This window comes from Enterobacter sp. ZOR0014 (assembly GCF_000798855.1).
Classification (GTDB): domain Bacteria; phylum Pseudomonadota; class Gammaproteobacteria; order Enterobacterales; family Enterobacteriaceae; genus Enterobacter; species Enterobacter kobei.
The window spans coordinates 1-239 of record NZ_JTLF01000001.1; the positions used below are offsets into that span (position 1 = coordinate 1).

1 tRNA gene is annotated in these 239 nt (G+C 55.2%); it reads right to left on the reverse strand.

Annotated features, from left to right (window positions below):
• Positions 1-74: 74 nt before the first annotated feature.
• A tRNA-Leu gene (locus L977_RS00005) sits at positions 75-161 on the reverse strand.
• Positions 162-239 lie beyond the last annotated feature (78 nt).

Consider the following 239-nt stretch of genomic DNA (forward strand, 5'->3'; position numbering starts at 1 on the left):
CACTAACACCTGAAGCTAGCGCGTCTACCAATTCCGCCACCTTCGCCCAGTGCGAGCAATATCAACGTGATTTATGGTGCGAGGGGGGGGACTCGAACCCCCACATCCGTAAGGACACTAACACCTGAAGCTAGCGCGTCTACCAATTCCGCCACCTTCGCACAGTTATCTTACTGGTTTGATATCGCCTCGTTGGTGCGAGGGGGGGGACTCGAACCCCCACATCCTAAGGACACTAA